The sequence below is a fragment of the Streptomyces spongiae genome (assembly GCF_009377185.1).
GTDB classification, from domain to species: Bacteria; Actinomycetota; Actinomycetes; order Streptomycetales; family Streptomycetaceae; genus Streptomyces; species Streptomyces spongiae.
Map to the genome: position 1 here is coordinate 1 of NZ_VJZC01000865.1, position 3034 is coordinate 3034.

The window sequence follows — 3034 nt, forward strand, 5'->3', positions numbered from 1 at the left end:
CCTTGGGAGTGAGAGCCACATGACCGCACACCACCCGCCCCGCGAAACCCCCGAGCGCGTGGTCGGCCTGGAAGCGACGACGCGCCGTCGGAACAGCGCGCAGGCCGACGCCGTGGTGACCCTGCTCACCGCCGGGGACCCACTCGCCGACGCCGTCATCGCCGAGCTGGACATACTCGGCCCGCGGGCACGGCAGGCCCTCGACGCCGGCCTCCGGCACGGCCTGGCGGGTCTGGGCGAACGGCCTCCCGAAGCCGTCGCCGCGCTCCTGAAGCAGGTGGAGACCCCGCCTCCGCGGATCGACCCCCTGTTGCCGCACCGGGGTGATGCGGTGAGCCTGTCCGTGCCCCCGATGTGGTTCGGTCTCTGCTCGATCACCAGTGCGCTCACGTATGTCCACGCGTCCCCGGCCGTCGCCCGGCGCCTGCCCCGCACGGACCGGCCCGCGGACATGGCGACGCGCGGGCTCGCGGAGACCGCCGCATGGGCCCGCCAGACGATCCGGCCGGGCGGACTGCTGCGCGGAGGGCCTGGACAGATGGCCACGGTTCAGATCCGGCTGCGCCATGCCCGCATGCGGGCCAGGTCCCTCCAGGAATGGGACACGGGCGTCAGCGGCCTGCCGGTCGGCCAGCTCGACATGGCCCGCACCTGGCTCGGGTTCACCCTCGTCGCCTTCCAGGCGCTGGCAGCGGTCGGCATCGACACCACCCCCGACGAGGAGCGCCGCCTGTACCAGTACTGGTCCTACGTCGCCCATCTCCTCGGGCTCGACGAGAGGCTCTGGAAGGGCGTGACCGACCACGCCGGCGCCCGTCGGCTGCGGAACCTGCTCGACACCATGACGCCGGCACCCGACGAGAACTCAACAGCACTGACGGCGACCATGGTCGACGCACAGGCCCGCGCGATGGCCGCCGCACCGGGCGCCGTCCTGTCCGAGGATCAGCTGCGCGCACTCATCCACAGTGTGCTGCGGAGGACTTTCGGGGAGAACACGGCGGACCGCCTGGGCATCCCCCTCGCCGCCACGACCGATCTCCTGCCGCTCATCGGCAAGCTCAACCGCGAGGCCCGGTACTGGCAGACCTTCTCCCCCGCCTCGGCCGGAGAGGCCCGCCGCCGCGCACTCGCCGGACCCGGACCCGAGCTCATCTCGGCCGTCCTCCCCAGCCCGACCGCGAACCGGCGGCCGGCTTGGGCCGACCACTCGGGTGTCCCCGCGGCCTGACCCCTGTACCAGCAACAACGCGCGGCCCCGCAAGGCCGCCCCGACCAGACGTACCAGCGCCGTACCGCGCAACGGTCGGCACCCGACAGCCGACCACACAGGTCGTCGCAGGGCACGTGGCCATCGCTCAGCCGAGCGTCACGCGCCTGACCGGCCGACTCATCGGTCGCCACAGACCGCACATGGTGACGGACTCCGACGAAGCAGCCGTCCCTCCTCGCACCACCACCTTCCCTTTCCCTTGTCTCACCACTTCCGGAGTTCCGTCATGTCTCACACCGCAACCGACACACCGGACACGCCCGCCGTGTCCACACTCCCGTCCGCCGACGCACCACCTCCCCATCGCTGGTGGATCCTCGTCGTCATCGGCATCGCCCAGCTCATGGTCGTGCTGGACGCGACCATCGTGAACATCGCACTGCCCTCCGCCCAGCAGGACCTGGGCTTCTCCGACGGCGACCGGCAGTGGGTCGTCACCGCCTACGCGCTCGCGTTCGGCAGTCTGCTGCTGCTCGGCGGACGCATAGCCGACCTCTTCGGCCGCAAGATGACCTTCCTCGTCGGCCTGATCGGCTTCGCCGGCATGTCCGCACTGGGCGGTGCCGCCACCAGCTTCGAGATGCTCATCGTCGCGCGAGCGGGGCAGGGCCTGTTCGGCGCTCTCCTCGCGCCCGCCGCACTGTCGCTGCTGACCGTGACGTTCACCGACGCCAAGGAACGCGCCAGGGCCTTCGGCGTGTACGGCGCCATCGCCGGCGCCGGCGGCGCCGTCGGCCTGCTGCTCGGCGGGGTGCTCACCGAGTACCTCGACTGGCGCTGGACCCTCTACGTCAACCTCGCCTTCGCCGCGGTCGCCTTCGTCGGCGGCGCCCTCCTGCTCCAGCGCACCACTCGCGACAAGAACGCCAAGATCGACGTTCCGGGCGCCCTCCTCGTCGGCAGCGGCCTGTTCTGCCTGGTCTACGGCTTCTCGAACGCCGAGAGCCACGACTGGAGCTCGGTGGAAACCTGGGGCTTCCTGGTCGCAGGAGGCGTCCTGCTGGCCGTGTTCACCTGGTGGCAGACCAAGGCCGCGCACCCCCTGCTGCCCCTGCGGATCCTGCTCGACCGCAACCGCGGCGCCTCCTTCATCTCCGTCCTGATCATCGGCGCCGCCATGTTCGGCGTCTTCCTCTTCCTCACCTACTACCTCCAGCAGACCCTCGGCTACACGCCCATCAAGACCGGCCTGGCCTTCCTGCCGATGATCGCCGCGCTCATGGTGACCTCCACACTCGCCACCACCTCACTCGTCCCCCGCTTCGGCCCCAAGCCGGTCGTACCGCTGGGCATGGGCATCGCAGCCGCCGGCATGGTCTGGCTCACTGGCCTCGACCTCAGCAGCTCCTACGCCGCCCACATCCTGCCCCCGCTGATCGTGGCCGGCCTCGGCATGGGCCTGATCATGGCCCCCGCGATGAGCCTGGCCACCGACGGCGTCGCCGCCGAGGACTCCGGCGTCGCCTCCGCCGCCGTCAACACGATGCAGCAGGTCGGCGGCTCCCTCGGCACGGCACTGCTCAACACCCTGTTCTCCAGCGCCGTGACCAACTACATCGACGGCAAGAACCCCAAGGACCCCACCGTCCTCGCCCAGGCCAGCCTGGAAGGGTATTCCACCGCCTACTGGTGGTCCGCCGCCTTCTTCGCCGCCGGCCTCGTCATCAGCGTCCTCCTCTACCGGCGCGGCGCACCCGTCCACAACCCCGACGCCGCACCCGTCGTCCACATGTAGCACCCGCCCCCTGACCTCCTCCCCTC

At 71.0% G+C, this 3034-nt stretch carries 2 protein-coding genes; both read left to right on the forward strand.

The window, feature by feature from the left end; all coding sequences use genetic code 11:
* Positions 1 to 19: 19 nt before the first annotated feature.
* Positions 20 to 1231 carry an oxygenase MpaB family protein gene (locus FNH08_RS47970; protein WP_152778190.1) on the forward strand — a complete coding sequence of 404 codons (1212 nt, stop codon included), beginning with the start codon at positions 20 to 22 and terminating at the stop codon, positions 1229 to 1231.
* A 268-nt stretch (positions 1232 to 1499) separates the two neighbouring features.
* Entirely contained in the window at positions 1500 to 3008 is a 1509-nt protein-coding gene (locus FNH08_RS47975; RefSeq protein WP_152778191.1) for an MFS transporter, read from the forward strand.
* Positions 3009 to 3034: the final 26 nt, after the last annotated feature.